Consider the following 16,340-nt stretch of genomic DNA (forward strand, 5'->3'; position numbering starts at 1 on the left):
AGTAGGTGTTTGTTCGATTAAAATGCTTAGAATCCATCGCAATCTTCCTTTTATGAAAAGAAGAAGCGCTGCGTAGCCAAAGTGATCTCGCGAGTCAGGGCGTAACGTAGAATACTTTGCATAATAACAAGCTTAACTGACATGAGTATCCTAGGTATTCTCACAAAGATGTATAGATACCGATGCCTCTGGGGAGAGATGATGTGAGGGATTATCCGAATAGGTAGAGACTCGGTGGAGCGATAAAAAAGGCCCCATCATCCTGATGGAGCCTTCGAGTATTTGATCGTTTAAGTAAACGTCCTGTTTACGCCTTTTGCATCCGTGTATTGCTACTTTTATTATTATTTTTGTCTGGAGGCTTCCTGTCTCCTGATGATTAGAGAATACTGAATATGTATAAGACGAGATCAGCTAAAGCGAAGATTTAAACTGTATGATATAAATAATTTATTCTATTTGTAGAATAATAATTGTGAATGAACAAATAAATCTGAGGATCAAAAAAGCCCCATCTTCCTGACGGGGCTTTTCTGAATAGGTTTGGTGGTATAACTCCTGTCGTACCTGCATCCTGCTTAATCGTTTACTCGAACATCTCGTTCATAGTGATGGAACTTCCTGTTCCCGATGTATCTATATTAAGTAAATTAACAGTGGTCGGATAGTGGTAATAAAAGCATAGCATGTAAGCTATAGCCTACAATTATCCGCTTAGAATCATCGAAATATATTGAACTCATCAGAATTTTTCGAAAAGCTGCATGACGTCATCTTCATTGAGTTTGACGTTTTGCTCTTTATCTACAGATAACACAGCTTGTGCTAACTCAGCTTTATTTTTCTGCATGAGTAAGATTTTTTCTTCAATACTTTCATTGCTAATCAGCTTATAGACAAATACAGGTTTGTCTTGGCCAATACGCCATGCACGGTCAGAGGCTTGTTCCTCTGCAGCGGGGTTCCACCAAGGGTCATAGTGAATAACAGTATCCGCAGCAGTGAGGTTTAATCCGACACCACCCGCTTTCAGACTGATTAGGAATACTGGAACATCACCATTTTGGAAAGCATTAATGACCTGATCACGCTTTTTAGTTTGTCCGGTCAGTTTTACATGACGAATATCTAATTCCGATAAGCGAGCTTCGATCAGCTGCAACATACTGGTAAATTGCGAGAAGATTAAGATACGACGGCCTTCTTCAAGCATAGATTGAACCATTTCAACCAGATGATCCAATTTTGCTGAATCAACTGCTTGAGACTGGACTGAATCTAATTTAAGTAGGCTTGGGTGGCAGCAGACCTGACGTAGCTTCAGTAAAGCATCTAAGATCTGAATCTGACTGCGTTTAATCCCTTTACTTGCGATGACATTTTGAATATTACTTTGCATGCTCGCACGGACAGCTTCGTAAAGCTTAGCCTGCTGTTCATGCATATCAATATGTACTTCAATCGTTGTTTTAGGCGGTAATTCTTTAGCTACATCCATTTTCAAGCGGCGTAACATGAAAGGTTGAATGCGATTAACCAGTTTATTTTTCTTATGTTGGTCGGCATTTTTTTCAATTGGAACTCGATAATTCTTATTGAAGGTATCTTGTGAGTACAAGAATCCAGGCATCAGGAAGTAAAATAATGACCACAGTTCACCTAAATGGTTTTCCATCGGGGTGCCAGTGAGACAAAGACGATGTTTAGCATGTAGCTGTCGTAAAATTTGTGCCGCTTTAGCGCGTGGATTTTTAATATTTTGTGCTTCATCTAAAATGCACAGGTGATATTGATGTTTTAAAAGTTCATCTTGATCACGCGATAACAATGGATAAGTGGTTAATACAATATCCATATCCGGAATTTTTTCAAACAGCTCATGACGATCTGGGCCTTGCAAAATCATCACATTAAGGTCAGGGGTAAATTTAGCAGCTTCCTTGAACCAGTTATGCATGAGTGAAGTTGGTGCCACAATCAAGGCAGGAGTAGATTGTAAATGTCCTGCCTGTTTTTGCATGAGAATATGCGCTAATGTTTGTGCCGTTTTACCGAGGCCCATGTCATCAGCAAGGATTCCCCCATGTTCAGTTTCAATGAGGAATTGTAGCCAAGCTAAACCTTGTTGTTGGTAAGGTCGTAACTCTCCTTGAAATCCTGCTGGTGTCGGTAAGTGTTGCTGATAACCCTGTTTAAGTTTTTCAGCAAAGATTTTCAGTGATTGATTGCTTTGCCATTGCATACCTAAATGATGCTGTAATTCAAGCACTTGACTAGCATCATAGCGATCAAGCTGGTTGTTTTGTGGTTGTTGGAAAATCTCTTTTAAATGGATTAAAAGTGGCTTAATTTCTTTTACAGGAAGCAGTAATTGTGGGCGATCGCTGGTTGTGCGTAAATGGATAAAACCATCTTCATCAAGTTGATCGAGATGCTGTGGCTCTAAAAAGTGTGGAGAGCTCATGAGTAATTCAGCAACTAAATCGAATAGATTATAAACATGGCCTTGGGCATCTGCGATGGTTGCATTGAGTTCAAACCAATCATAGTTTTTTGCCGAAGCTTGGAGTTGAATATCTAAATCTTGACCTGCTACAACATTAAATAGACTTTGCGGTGTATGTTCAACTTGCCAACCCAAAGCTTCAATTTGATTATTCGGCACCAATTTATGGAACCAATTTTGTTCGGTGGCTGCTACAGCATTGTCAGGTAAATCACTATGTGGGTGATTAATCTCAGCTAAACGTAACCAATCACTTAACCACGTTAAACCTTTGACTTCACTTTGTAGCTGGGCAATGATTTGTTGTTCTTTTTGTAGATCACGGTATTGTTTAACGCGTCGGTCCTGTTGCATGCCCATAAAGGAGGGTTCAGGATTTCCAGCAGGAATACGACCACTTGGGTATTCAAACTCAATTTCAGCAATACCAATATGTTGCTGTGTTGCGAGTAAATTCAACTGAGGGAGCGCACCAAAGCGTAAAATAGGTTGTGGTGCACCATGTGAATCTTCAAGCACTGCAATATGACCCGACTGCGGGAGTTGCTGTAAACTTTGATGCTGTTTTTTTAGCTGATCAAACTGTTGCAATAAATGCGCTGGAATAGCAGGCATTTCTAATAGATCCATTAAGATCGTTTTATCGAGATCACAGTCTAAATAACCCACACAATGTTGACCATAATCGAGGTACACCGGTGGTGTGGTAGGTAATACAACAATTTGTTCAGCTGCTTGTTCACTTAAACGTTGTTCACCATTAATGGTGAAGTGGGGGAACAGTCGTTCACGATCATGCTGATGATGACTCTGCCACGCAAAATGAATTTGATAATGTTCATCTGACCAAGCTAATGCTGGGTTTTGAATGTTATTCCAATAAACCGTACCACTTTGGATAAATGCTTTAAATTGCTCTAAGGCAAGATCTGTAAAGTTAAGAGCAGGCTGTAAAGGGTGAGCCTCTTGCAATTGTGCATGTAGATAAAGCTGTAAAAAGAGATGACGCTCATGATCGAGTAACTTAATACGCTTACTGATGATATTTTCATGATTGTCATAACGCTGTTGATCTCGAATATCACCAGCTTTGTTACGTCGAACTTTATAGGTTGTTGCGAAGTGATTCGGCATGTGGTGATCATTTAACAAATAAATAATCTGCCCAGCTGGCTGAGTAACACTATTTTGTTGAATATGTTTTTGAAGTTGATTTAGCCACTGTATTGCTTTTTTAGTGTATTGATCTTGGTTGGCGGCTTTAGGTGCAACTTGTTGGCGTTCGAGTTCTTTATGGTAATACAGGCGTGCTAAGGCTGCTGCATGTTTGCAATCGACAGCATCAGGACAACTACAGTCTGTATCTAAGATCCGCTGTAATGTGTTGCTGTAATTAATAGTGGTGTCGTAGTCTTCTTCACCCTGAATTTGCGCATAAATCTGCACCTGATCACCTTGGTTGAAGATATCCAATGTCTCAAGATCAATCCGTTCCACGTAACTTTGGCTACGTTTAATAGTCATTTGATTAAATCTTGATAAAAATTGGTTTAAATGCAACATAAAGTGAGTAATTCAAAGATGAAACTGTTAAGTATAAGAGGTATTAGCAGTGAACGGCAAAGAATATATTTTATTGAAGCAATTAAATTGTCGGAAAATAACGATCATCATAAAAAAGACCTCATCAAATACAGATAAGGCCCTATTTTTTACGCTTTAACGACTTCAATCTATGGGGCTTCTTCTTTGTTCATCTATTGCATAAGCCTAAGTTATACAATGGATAAGACTGCCAATTTTTCCGATGTATATACTAGGAAAATTACCTCAGTTTGTCTAGTTGATGGTGTTTGGAATTGTCGCTGAAAAGCTGGGCTCAGCTTGCAAAATTGTGTTGATACAAGGATATTAAGCAAAGTTTTTAATATTAAACAATAATCTATATCAATTTGGAATTTTAGTATGTCGCAAGATGCAACGGAAAAAAATACCTTACAACGTTTGGTGTATCTGCTGCTGTTTGTTCTGCTCCTTGGTTATCTACTTTATATTGGACAGCGCTTTTTATTACCTGTATTAACTGCTGCTATATCGGTCTATATTTTGGTGGCTTTAGTCGACTGGTTAGGGCGACTACCCGTGTTACGTTATAGTCCTTTGTGGTTACGTCACAGTTTAGTGCTGAGTGGTTTTATCGCGACAATCTTTGGTTTAAGTCACATTATTATTTCTACTGGGCAAAAAATTGTGAGTTCGTCTGCTGTATACCAAGCGAACTTAGAAAAAATGCTCATGCAGAACTTATCGCAATATGAATGGGCTCATGGTTTGGACTGGAGCATGTTGCGGGTTATGGCTCTTGATAAGATCAATATACAGTACCTATTGAGCTCAGTGATTAGCGGATTGAGTTCAATGACGGGAATCGTCGTTTTGGTTGCCATTTATGCCGCCTTTTTACTCAGTGAACGCAGTCGTTTTGGGGAAAAGTTTCAATTGGCTTTTAATCAAAAAGATGCGGCGTACGGGCTCAGAATTCTTTCTGATATTAACCATAAAATTGGCCAGTATTTAGCAGTAAAAACGCTGATAAATTTAATTTTAGGTTTAATGTCATGGATAATTTTATATGCATTTGGGGTTGAACATGCCTTATTCTGGGCATTGTTTATTGCGATCTCAAATTATATTCCTTATGTCGGATCCTTAGTTGGGGTTTTATTCCCTGTAGTACTTTCATTGGTTCAATTTGCTTCGCTTCAATTATCACTATTTTTAACGATACTACTGACCATGGCACAATTCTTTGTTGGAAATTGGCTAGAACCTAAAATGATCGGTCGACAAATTAATCTCTCGCCTTTTGTTATCTTGGTTTCACTTTCTTTATGGTCAGCTTTATGGGGAATAGCGGGAGCGATTTTAGCCGTACCACTCACTTCAGTATTGGTGATTATTCTTAGTGCATTTCCATCTACACGTGGCTGGGCAATATTATTGATGGATGATCCAACATTAATTGAAGATAGCTTGAATTAAATATGCGTAGTTGATGCAATCTGAATATCAGTCTAAACCAAAGTAGTTTTGCTTAAGCCAACGTACGAGGACTTCGTTTTATTTAAAGTTTCGATATGCAGGCCATAGCCTCAGTGTAATGCTAAAAGAAGGTTTGTTGATTAAGTCGTGGTTTGTAAAGGTTTCCCCACTCAGCTTTGGCTATCGTGGGGGAGTCAATCAAAAATGTAAATTTAGCCCGAGGTAGGGACCTTTAAATTCCTGTTTAACCTTGTTCTGTTCGGAGAAATCTAAATCTACAGTCATATAGCGATAACCAAGTTTTCCACCTAAGTCGACCAAATAACTTTTACGCAAAAAGTCATATTGAATTTCGGCTTGTAGATCTTTTACGGTGACATCTGATGATTGGCTGAATGTCAGCTCAGTCTTGGTACTTAATCCGGTAAAGGGAAGCTGCATACTGGCTTGTAGATAAAGAGCACCCACATTAGAGCTGAGTTGATACTGTTCGATTGTGCTGGGTGTAAAAAAATTCATTTGACCACTTAAATGAGTAAGGCCAATGCCTAGATCAAGGTTGATCATTGTGTCGAGTATTTCGTAATAGAGTAAATAATTGCTTTGGGTTAATTCGGTATGGTCCGCAGCTAATGTTGTGGGGTTGTGATTGGCTGTGCCACTGAGTTGGCTATATTTGATTTTGCTATTGGGTAGAAGGGGAAGTGGATGCTCAAAGGCGATTGATAACTGTAGGGCATTGTCTGTAGAAAAATCGCTTTCTAGGTTTGAGCGTTGAGATAAAGATGAACCGTGATAGAACCAATTGCTCGCATCGGTATGCAGACCAATGAAATCAGCCTGTACAGCATTGCTACTACATGAAATGTAGAGCAATAGGGGAAGGTGGCGTTTTAGCATAGTATTCCTTGGTGTGGGCATTATTGTTTTTCTGCGTTGTTATCTTAGCGAGTGTAAATAGGTTTCCAATGCATATTAATTCATAACCATTCGGCTTGGCTGTCAAAGTCATTGTCTAGTGCAAATAAGCACGTTATAAATGACTAGCAGATCAGCTTTAATAAAGATGAGAGCGTTGAATAATTGATCAGACTTTGAGCTGTGCTTGATCGAGCTTGAGTTTTTAATATTAAAATTTACCCCAAATGAGTCCACGTGTTATGCAGCATAAATTTTTAAAATATCTATTGGGATGGACCTTATTCTGCAGTAGTTTGAGCACTTGGGCATTTCAAGCACAGCAATTGGTCAATGATGCGCGTAGTCAAATTGGGAAGACTTTATATTATGATCCAAGCTATACCAAACTGAGTTATCCTTTGGGGGATGTTGAGATCAGTAAAGGCGTGTGTACTGATGTTGTGGTGCGTGCTTTACGTGTGCAGGGTATCGATTTACAGCAGAAAATTCATGAGGATATGCAGAAAAATTTTAGTGCTTATCCAAAGAAGTGGGGTTTAAAATCGACTGATAAAAATATTGATCATCGCCGTGTACCGAATATCATGACGTATTTCAAACGTCAGGGATATCAGGTTAATGATCAAAACTATAAAGCAGGAGATATTGTGACTTGGGATTTAGGTCAGGGTCTTAGTCATATTGGCGTGATTTCAAATAAAACTACTTTAATCGGACAGACTCCCTTAGTGATTCATAATATCGGTCGTGGTACTCAAGAGAATGATCTCTTATACCAATATAAAATCACAGGTCATTACCGTTTACCTACTCACTTGGGTAAGTAAAGTTTTACAAACTACATTTCATCGCTATTTTGTTCAATATGCTAATAAACAAGTTAAAAAATGAACAATAGTGATGAAACGCATTTATTTGCACCAATTTTAATTATAAATTGAAGAATTAATATCTAAAAAAGCGTATTGTTTGCTCATTAAACAGTTTTTTGCTGCCTGACTTTAAGTAAGTTAGGCAGTCAAAGCACTGGTTTGTAATTGGAACATGGCACTCAAAAGGTGTGGGTCTTATTCAAACAACAAAATTTTTGGGTTCATTTTGGCTTGTGTTTTTACAACGACAATAAGCAAGTAGGAAATAGCCGATAGACTGGGTGTTTTATGACTGAAAAACGTGAAAACTGGTCTGCACGATCAGGCTTTATTATTGCTGCGGTAGGTTCTGCCGTGGGTTTGGGAAACATTTGGCGTTTCCCTTATGTGGCTTATGAAAATGGCGGCGGGGCATTTTTAATCCCTTATTTGATCGCCTTGCTGACCGCAGGTTTACCTTTATTATTCCTAGATTATGCGGTTGGGCATCGGAGTAATGGTGCGCCACCTAAGGCATATAAACAATTATGGAAACCAGCAGAAACTTTAGGTTGGTGGCAAGTATGTGTATGTCTAGTGATTGGTCTATATTATGCTGGCGTATTAACGTGGGCAGGAAGCTACGTTTATTTCTCCATGGGACAATTATGGGGAGATAATCCAGAGAAATTCTTCTTTAGCACTTATTTGCAAACTGCAGATACTAAAGATTTTGAAATGAATTTTGTTAGCCATTTATTCTGGCCACTGGTTGGTGTTTGGATGATGGTACTGGCAATTTTATACGGTGGTGTGAAGAAAGGTGTAGAACTCTCTAACAAAATCTTTATGCCGTTATTGATTGTTCTGTTTACGATACTTGTTATTCAAGCTGTACGTTTACCAGGTGCAGTAGAAGGATTAAATGCCTTCTTTACGCCAAACTGGGCTGCAATGATGGACTATAAAGTATGGCTAGCTGCATATGGTCATATCTTTTTTAGTTTATCCGTTGGTTTCGGTATTATGGTGACTTATGCATCGTATCTAAAGCCTAAAACCAATTTAACCGGTTCAGGTTTAATTGTTGGTTTTGCAAACTCTTCTTTTGAGATTTTAGCGGGTATTGGTGTATTTGCAGCATTAGGCTTTATGGCTCATGCAGCAGATAAACCCGTTGCCGAAGTTGTAAGCAGTGGTATCGGGCTTGCCTTTATTGTGTTCCCTAAATTAATTTCGAGTTTAGGTGCTGGCGCTGACCTGTTCGGGATTTTATTCTTCACCTCGCTATTTGTTGCGGGTATTACCTCTATGGTCAGTATTCTTGAAGTGCCGATTGCGGCGTTACAAGACAAACTGAAGTGGAAACGAATCAAAGCGGTAACTGTTGTTGGTGGTGGAACAGGGGTGATTTCAATCTTCCTCTTCTCATCAACGAGTGCGATAAAACTGGTTGATATTATCGATCACTTTATTAATAACTTGGGTATCGTTTCTGGGGCATTGGTTTCAATTGTGATGGTGTCTTGGTTTAAACGTATGTTGATGTCTGAAATGGAAATGCATATAAACCATATTTCAACCATTAAGCTAGGCCGGACTTGGGAATTTACCTTAACAGTGATTACTCCTGTGGTTTTATTATCAACACTTTTGTTGGCTTTAAACTCACTGATCCAAAATAGCTATGGTGGTGGTGATTATGCTAACGCGATGGTGTTATGTTTTGGCTGGGGCAGCATCGTTTTCTGTGCGCTCGGTGCTTTAGTCATGTCTAGACTCAAAGATCGATAGGGAGCATCACAATGAATACTTCAGCAATTATTATGATGATTATTTCCATAGTGTTTTTATGGGGTGGTTTATTATTGGCGATTATGCATTTAGTTAAACATCCTGAAGAAGTAGATGATTAATTCAGTCTAAGTCTTACCCTTAAATTAAAAGAGCTTCAATTTACATTGAAGCTCTTTTTTTAACTACATTTAGTCTGCTTTTTTGTGTATTAGGCAATAGTAGAAACCATCGCCGTGACCCTGTTGGGGGAGCAGTTGTCGACCTTGAGTCTGTTCAATTCCCCAATCAGCTTGGATTTTAATTTCTTCGGCATCACTATGCTCTGCAAAGAAGTTTTGCATTTGTTGCTCATTTTCAACTTTAAATATCGAGCAGGTGATATAGAGCATCACTCCGCCAACATGCAATTGTTTCCACATTTGTTGTAGGATTTGTTTTTGTAGCTCAACGGTTTGCTCTATATCTGAGGGTTGGCGTAGTAAGCGAATATCTGGATGACGACGCAATACACCAGTTGCTGTACAAGGTGCATCAAGCACGATGCAATCCAAACGTTCTGGACTTTGCCAAGTACGTGCATCAGTTGCAACAATTTCGATTGGGCTGAGATCATTTAACTGTAAACGTGTTAAATTTTCAGTGACACGTTGTAGACGTTTTTCGTCATGATCAAGCGCAATAAGTTTGGCCAATTTGAACTTTTCAAGTAAATGTGCGGTTTTTCCGCCAGGCGCAGCACAAGCATCGAGCACAGTACTGTTGATTTGTTCAGGTAAAATTTCTGCTGCTAACTGAGCATGTTCATCTTGGACAGAGAACCAACCTGCATCGAAACCTGGAAGATCAGGAATATGTACACCCTGTTCTAATACAATACCTGCGTTTGAGAGTGTACAAGCACGTGCTTGAATTTGCTCTTGTTGTAGTTTAATCAAATACGCATCGCGACCAATTTTTCGTTGGTTGATCCGAAGCGTGAGTGGAGCCACTTTTTGCAGCTGAGCAGAAAGATCTGTTAGTTGTTCTGGCCAATCTCTTTTTAAACGCTTAAACATCCAACTCGGCAGGCCATGGGCGCTATTTAATGCTGTCTGAAATTCTTCTGTTTCACGTGAAACCCGACGCAAGATCGCATTGACCACACCACTGAGGCTTTCGAAACCAAGTTGTTTAGTCGCGTTAACTGTTTCAGAAATAGCTGCATGAGCCGCTATACGAGTAGATAGCAGTTGGTAGATGCCTAAATATATACAGCTTTCAACGGTTGGGTTATTCAGTGGTTTGACCAATAACGGCAAACTAATGCTTTTCAGGGCATACCATTGGCGTAAGCAGCCGAGAAGTAACTCATGAAATAGCGCACGATCTTTCGCTGCAACCTCGTTAAGCTGATGATGTAAAAAACTTTGTAAAGATTGACCTTGTTGTACAGCAAGTAAGCTACGAACGACTTGTGCACGCAAATTAACAGTGGGCTGTTTCACTTGAACGGGGGAGTTGTATTGGCTCATGCGAAGATATGTCCTGACTGTAGTTTTTGCGATTGAAAAATTTGTTGAGCGGTAAATGCCTTAGCACCGGGCCACTGTAAGCTGGTTAAACAAATTGTTTTTTGATCACCACACATCACATGGACGCCGTGTTTATCAATGGCAATGATCTGTCCAGCGATGGCCTGATCGGCTTGTTGATCTGATACTTGGCAGTTCCAAACTTTAAGGTTTTGCTGATCATCTAGTGGGGTATAGGCAACTGGCCAAGGATTAAAAGCACGGATGTTGCGATTGATTTCAGCTGCACTTTGTTGCCAGTTAATTTTTGCTTCGGCTTTATCAAGTTTGTGGGCATAAATCGTTAAAGCTTCATCTTGTACTTCGCGATGTTCTAAATATTCTTTTAAGCTGTGTTCTGACTTTAAGACTTCAACAATGGCTTCACCGCCTTGGACAGCTAATTTATCCATCAGACTTAGGCTGGTATCACTGTCTGAAATTGGGCAAATCGTTTTATATAGCATATCGCCGGTATCTAGGCCTGCTGCCATCTGCATGATGGTGACCCCTGTTTCTTGATCACCTGTGGCAATTGCACGTTGTACTGGTGCAGCACCACGCCAACGTGGGAGAATTGAACCATGGATGTTCAAGCAACCATATTGAGGCGTATCTAATACAACTTGAGGCAAAATCAAACCATAGGCAGCAACGACCATGACATCAGCACCGAGCTCAGCCAATTGTTGTTGTGCTGCTAAACCTTCTTCGGTGGATGATTTGAAATGTAGTGGTTGGTAAACAGGTAAGTTATGTTCAAGTGCGAGTTGTTTCACTGCTGATGCATTGAGTTTTTGGCCACGACCTGCTTTGCGGTCAGGTTGTGTATAGACCGCGATGATTTCATTGTCGCTATTTAATAATGCCGATAACGCTGTTGCAGCAAAATCTGGCGTTCCCGCAAAGATAATTTTCAATGATTTAAACTCAATAAATAGTGCTAGCGTAGTATAACAAAGCTTGGTGAGCTAGAGATAACAAAGCCACACGAATGCAAGTTGCTTTCGCATAATTACAATTATATTTGGCAATAACACATTTCTTTATATACTTATAGTCCATACAAAAAACAGTATCTAAATTTAATTATGTATTTAATATTCAATAGAAAAACCATTATTTTTTTGTTGATATTTTCATTATTCGCATGTAGTGAAACATCTCATTTTGACGATATTCGTAAATCAGCAATGCAGGGTGATGCCACGTCTCAAACACTCTTAGGTGAAGCCTACGCCAATGGTCAAGGAGTTACTCAGGATTATAACAAAGCATTTGAGTGGTATAGCAAAGCTGCCGAGCAAGGAAATGTGACCGCTCAAAATAACCTTGGTGCTTTGTATGGGAATGGTGATGGGGTTATGCAAGACGATCAGAAAGCATTTGAATGGTACAGCAAAGCTGCTGAACAAGGAGTGGCTACTGCTCAAAATAATCTGGGCGCGGCTTATGCCAATGGGCAAGGAGTTACCCAGAATTATCAAAAAGCATTTGAGTGGTATAGCAAATCTGCTGAACAAGGCAATGCAGATGCTCAAAAATATCTAGGATTTCTTTATGAAGATGGTAAAGGTGTATCTCAAGACTATAAGAAAGCGTTTGAGTGGTATAGCAAATCTGCAGAGCAAGGAAATGCTGAGGCTCAAAATCGTTTAGGCATTATCTATGCCAATGGTCGAGGTGTTGCTCAAGACTATAAGAAAGCATTTGACTGGTACAGTAGGGCTGCGCAAGCAGGAAATGTTGACGCTCAATTTACTCTGGGAATCATGTATTACTTAGGTGAAGGAACAAGTGAAGATATTGAAATGGCTAAGATCTGGCTAAAAAAGGCGGCTGATCATGGACACAAGGATGCAATCGCTCTTTTTGAAGAGGTTAATTAATCGGCTTTTTTTATATAGGGTGACGGTATGTCCCTTTAGAATTGGGTTAGGTCATTAACACGGTTCTTGCTTTTACAGATATCTAATTGGGTTTAAGGCATCTAAACTTAACCAGACATAAGCAACATCATTGAATTGTCCGCTCAGAAACTTATGAAATAAATATGCTGAAGCGGACATTTTTACTTTGGAGAAAACGGACATTTCTATTTTGGACTTATAAGTTCATTTCGCATAAGAGATTTTATATTAAATAGCATCTTTATATTATTGAATAATAACAATGTTGATATAGCTAAAATGCTTATTGAAAAATATCATTTATTGTGTATTTATTGCATATGTTTCTGGGAGAAATATTATGTATATCAATAAGGTGAAAATAAATAACTACCGCAGTTTTCGTTCTTTTGAAGCACAACTTCAGAAATTAACAATTGTTGTTGGAGAGAACGATACAGGTAAGACAAACTTTTTTACTGCACTATCATTACCGCTTGGTGGAAATCAGATAGGTTTCAATCAAAAGAGGTTAAGCATTTCTGATATTAACAAAGATTCCGTTATCGATTTCTTCACGTCAATAATCACTAATGAAGCCAAAGAAAATCAGCTACAGAAGATCCCTAAAGTATCTGTAACTATAGAATTCACTGATCCCAAGGACAGTTATGAGGTTGCGTTACTAGCTAAATGGCTTGTTGCCGATGGAGATAAAGAAACTTATCAAATTAGGTATGACTTTAAGCCTAAAGATGACTTAGATTTACTTGAAGTAGTTAAGGCTACTCTTACGGGTAAAACCATCGAAGAAGTGAACTGGTTTACTCTCCCCATTGAGCTTTACGACTACCAAATTGTTTCAGTGAATAATGGAAAAACTATAAGTTTTAGTGACTTAAAAAATGTGAGTATCCATAACATCAATGCTGAACGAGATGACTTCTCTGAAAGTAGCTCAATGAAATCTAATAGCATCTTCACAAAACTGCTGATGAATACGCTTGGTGATGAAGATAAAAGTAAGATTAACACGGCTTATTCTGAATTCTTTACTGCTATTGAAGACACACAAACATTCGAAAAGGTCATTGGGACTAATTCAGAATTTGATAATTACGATGACATTATCAAAAAATTAGAATGCATCCCTAACTTACCGAATTTAAAAAATATTTTATCTAATATTACGCTAAGATACGGTAATGAATTTCTGTATCAGAAAGGTTTAGGTCAACGAAATTTAATTTATATTCTCATTCTATTTGCTTACTATAAGTCGTGTGGTAGAACATTTAATTTATGCTGTATTGAAGAGCCGGAGGCGCACCTAAGTGTTAATAATCTACGCTTAGTGAGGGATTTCATCGAGAAAAGTTCTACTAATAGCAGCTCGCTTGTACAGACTATTATTTCTACTCATAATCCGACGATCATTAATAAGTTGAATCTTTCGAATGTTTTGGCATTCACTGGTGAAAAAGCAATTAGCCTGTCAGATGCTCCACCTAAGTTAGTTGACTACCTAAGAAAAAGACCTAATTTCGATATACTAAAACTGTTATTCGCCAACAAGGTTATTTTGGTCGAAGGTACGACCGAAGAGATGTTAATTACTACATTTTTATCAAAAAAAGAAAATCTTCAAGACATAGAAATTATAGCTATTGGCCAACGCGGCTATACAAATTTCCTAGATATATGGCTTATGTTAAATAAAGATAATCCTAATAAAAAAATTGGTGTGATTCGTGACTATGATAATTCTGAACCAGCAAAAGCAAAGCATGATATTTACGATGCAGATAATGCAAATATTAGTGTCAGAACAACTAAAAATTATACTTTAGAGATTGATTTAGTTGAAACTGAAGGAAATCTAAGCCTATTAAATACATTGTTCAGAATGTCTGGTGATATAAAGTCAGTCTCAGATCATATGATTGGTGGTAAAGCGTCACGGATGTTAGATGTATGTGATGCGATGGTCGAAGAAAAAAATCCGCTAGACATTAAACTGCCAGCGCATATTGCCGAAGTTATTGAGGCTGTATCATGATTGAAATTCAAATTGCAGGGGCCGGAGCTGGGAAAACTTATGGGTTAGCAGAGACTCTAATAGGTCATATTAAAGCCTGTACAACTCATAAAAAGACATTTGCTTTGACGTATACCAATTCAGCCACAGCAAAGATCGAGCAAGAGATAATCAAGCAATATGGGTTTATCCCGCAAAACCTTTATATACAGACAGTACATAGTTTCTTACTTAATGAAATTGTGTATCCATTCTCGTCATTTACGCTTGACGATGTATACAACGATTCATCAATTATGCACGTTGGGAATTCTAAATATAAAAATAGGCTTTTCAAGACGCTAAGAGAAAAAAAAATCATTCACGCAGAAAATGTCTACAATATTTCTAAACAGATTGTTGATGAGATGATAAGTAGGCACAGTAGTAAACTCAAAAAAGCCAAGGTAAAGCGACTTCTGGCAATTCTGGAAAATTGTTTTGAAAAAATATTTATAGATGAAGTTCAGGATCTTGATGACGATGCTCTTCGATTCTTCGAAGTATTAGGAAGCAATGGAATTGATGTGTATATGATAGGTGACCCAAAACAAGCAATAAAGTATCCAAAAGCTTTTGATAATTTTGTTGATAAAGTATCTGCAAAAGAATACGTCAATATACTTGAGATCAATAACCAAACTACACGTGTACCTAGAGAGATTCTTGCTATCTCTAATAGCTTTTGCTACGAAGGACAACAGCAAGAATCACTATCCGATGTTGTTGGCGAGTTAATGTATATAGAATCTACTGATGCTAAATATGATGATTTGCTTAGTAGTTATATAAGTGCGAAGCAAATTGTTTGTATTGATAAGAAAGTAGGAAGATATTCAACCTCTTCCAAACATAAGCATTCATTTCCTCAAGAAATTGAAGAAATGATTCGTGAGTCTAAGCATAAGAAAGATAAAGTATTATTCGCCAAAGCTGCTTTTTCTGATTTCTTTAATGATGTAGAGATGTATGGAGCAAAGATAGCAATAAATAATCTTAGAACTAAGCATTTATTAACGTTTGAGAACAAGCATTATGCTCAACTATACGAACTATGCAGTGTATTTACAGAAAATAATGTTCAATTTATAGTGCAAAGTATTGATTCTGTTAAAGGATTAGATGCAAATACATGTGTAATTATAACTAGTCCTAATTTACTAAAATATTTAACTAAAAACGGTATCAAGGAAGGTGATTATTTTAATAAAGAGTGGAAAAAAGTCTATGTTGCTCTGACTCGAGCCAAGCATCGATTAGTACTTGCCTTAGACCATGACTTACTTTTAGCTTCAGATATAGAAGCGGTAAGAAGTTCCATTAGCGAACTAGGTTTTGTCTATCACCACTGATATAAATAGAATTCATCTTGAATGTAGTCTGCAGTTGAAGGATTAAATTATATAAATATGGGATGATTGTCAGTGCATTTTTCTATTATCAATATTTTCTAAGATTAACCTAATACAGGTTATGCGAAATTGTTTAGTTTTAATTAATTAAATCAATATCTTAGACCTGCATAAAAATCCCAACCAGTATCGGTTGGGGTTTTTTGTATTTTTCATTTATTCCATGCTCATTATTTAATCAAAGTTTCACAGATTTGATCACGTTTGATTAAAAATAATGCTCAAACATGTGGATTGGGGGGAGCCTCGTTTCAGTTTTTATCATGTCAAAAAGTGAATTGGGGTACGATGATTG

The 16,340-nt window shown here is 38.0% G+C and carries 11 protein-coding genes; 7 read left to right on the forward strand and 4 right to left on the reverse strand.

The annotated features are described in order from the left end of the window. Positions 1–742 precede the first annotated feature (742 nt). The gene (locus Aru01_RS16020; RefSeq protein WP_016654482.1) at positions 743–4,069 is read right to left on the reverse strand and encodes a DEAD/DEAH box helicase; all 3,327 of its coding nucleotides are present in this window, start codon (positions 4,067–4,069) and stop codon (positions 743–745) included. Positions 4,070–4,471: 402 nt separating this feature from the next. On the opposite strand from Aru01_RS16020, the gene Aru01_RS16025 reads away from it, so the two are divergent. Continuing rightward, positions 4,472–5,548, forward strand: a complete 1,077-nt coding sequence (locus Aru01_RS16025; protein WP_016654481.1) for an AI-2E family transporter — start codon at positions 4,472–4,474, stop codon at positions 5,546–5,548. Positions 5,549–5,746: 198 nt separating this feature from the next. On the opposite strand, the gene Aru01_RS16030 is transcribed toward Aru01_RS16025, so the two are convergent. Next, the gene (locus tag Aru01_RS16030) at positions 5,747–6,448 is read right to left on the reverse strand and encodes a TIGR04219 family outer membrane beta-barrel protein (protein WP_016654480.1); all 702 of its coding nucleotides are present in this window, start codon (positions 6,446–6,448) and stop codon (positions 5,747–5,749) included. A 260-nt stretch (positions 6,449–6,708) separates the two neighbouring features. Here Aru01_RS16030 and Aru01_RS16035 point away from each other — a divergent pair, with 260 nt between their 5' ends. The 3 genes from Aru01_RS16035 (at position 6,709) to Aru01_RS16045 (ending at position 9,236) form a co-directional block, all read left to right on the forward strand. Continuing rightward, a complete protein-coding gene (locus tag Aru01_RS16035) occupies positions 6,709–7,296 on the forward strand; it encodes a DUF1287 domain-containing protein (RefSeq protein WP_016654479.1) in 588 nt (195 codons plus the stop codon). A 333-nt stretch (positions 7,297–7,629) separates the two neighbouring features. Next, a complete protein-coding gene (locus tag Aru01_RS16040; RefSeq protein ID WP_016654478.1) occupies positions 7,630–9,114 on the forward strand; it encodes a sodium-dependent transporter in 1,485 nt (494 codons plus the stop codon). A gap of 11 nt (positions 9,115–9,125) precedes the next feature. Next, entirely contained in the window at positions 9,126–9,236 is a 111-nt protein-coding gene (locus Aru01_RS16045) for a methionine/alanine import family NSS transporter small subunit (protein ID WP_016654477.1), read from the forward strand. A 69-nt stretch (positions 9,237–9,305) separates the two neighbouring features. On the opposite strand, the gene rsmB is transcribed toward Aru01_RS16045, so the two are convergent. Next, on the reverse strand, positions 9,306–10,628 hold the full coding sequence (gene rsmB / locus Aru01_RS16050; RefSeq protein ID WP_016654476.1) for a 16S rRNA (cytosine(967)-C(5))-methyltransferase RsmB: 1,323 nt from the start codon (positions 10,626–10,628) through the stop codon (positions 9,306–9,308). Next, a complete protein-coding gene (gene fmt / locus Aru01_RS16055) occupies positions 10,625–11,587 on the reverse strand; it encodes a methionyl-tRNA formyltransferase (protein ID WP_016654475.1) in 963 nt (320 codons plus the stop codon). Before fmt ends, rsmB begins: the two co-directional genes overlap by 4 nt. A 273-nt stretch (positions 11,588–11,860) precedes the next feature. Here fmt and Aru01_RS16060 point away from each other — a divergent pair, with 273 nt between their 5' ends. The 3 genes from Aru01_RS16060 to Aru01_RS16070 all read left to right on the forward strand — a co-directional run bounded on the left by Aru01_RS16060 (position 11,861) and on the right by Aru01_RS16070 (position 15,985). Further along, the gene (locus tag Aru01_RS16060; protein ID WP_442316356.1) at positions 11,861–12,556 is read left to right on the forward strand and encodes a tetratricopeptide repeat protein; all 696 of its coding nucleotides are present in this window, start codon (positions 11,861–11,863) and stop codon (positions 12,554–12,556) included. A 361-nt stretch (positions 12,557–12,917) separates the two neighbouring features. Beyond that, a complete protein-coding gene (locus tag Aru01_RS16065) occupies positions 12,918–14,615 on the forward strand; it encodes an ATP-dependent nuclease (protein WP_016654473.1) in 1,698 nt (565 codons plus the stop codon). Next, complete coding sequence (locus Aru01_RS16070; protein WP_016654472.1) at positions 14,612–15,985, forward strand: UvrD-helicase domain-containing protein; 1,374 nt, start codon at positions 14,612–14,614, stop codon at positions 15,983–15,985. The genes Aru01_RS16065 and Aru01_RS16070 overlap by 4 nt, the downstream gene beginning before the upstream one ends. Positions 15,986–16,340: the final 355 nt, after the last annotated feature.

Origin of the sequence: Acinetobacter rudis (genome assembly GCF_000829675.1) — a bacterium.
In the GTDB taxonomy this organism is placed as follows: domain Bacteria; phylum Pseudomonadota; class Gammaproteobacteria; order Pseudomonadales; family Moraxellaceae; genus Acinetobacter; species Acinetobacter rudis.